Here is a 265-nt window from a genome sequence, read left to right as displayed (position 1 = left end):
TTCACCCCCCCTCATCCTTCACTCCTCATTAATTCGTACCACCGTTATGCTGACGGTTGTAAGTGTTGGCTGTTACGCTAACCTTGCCATAGCTCTTACCCGATACCGTAACCGAACCGTTGCTGATCGAAGTCGTTGTTACATCCTGAGTTCCGCTCAGTGTCAGGGCAGTACCGATGGGCAAAGTCACGTTGATGGCATAAGAACCGTTCACCGTCTTCACTGTCGAACCCGAAATCTGCTGACCCAGAATTTCAGCCAGGTA

The 265-nt window shown here is 50.6% G+C and carries 1 pseudogene; it reads right to left on the bottom strand.

What is annotated here, in order from left to right:
- Window positions 1-28 precede the first annotated feature (28 nt).
- Window positions 29-265: pseudogene (locus tag QVP67_RS07795) on the bottom strand (hypothetical protein); the annotation flags it as partial.

The organism is Bacteroides sp. CAG:633, assembly GCF_000435115.1.
GTDB lineage: Bacteria > Bacteroidota > Bacteroidia > Bacteroidales > Bacteroidaceae > Bacteroides > Bacteroides ndongoniae.
The sequence above is the reverse complement of the archived record's forward strand: the minus strand, read 5'-3'. Positions and strand labels throughout refer to the sequence as shown.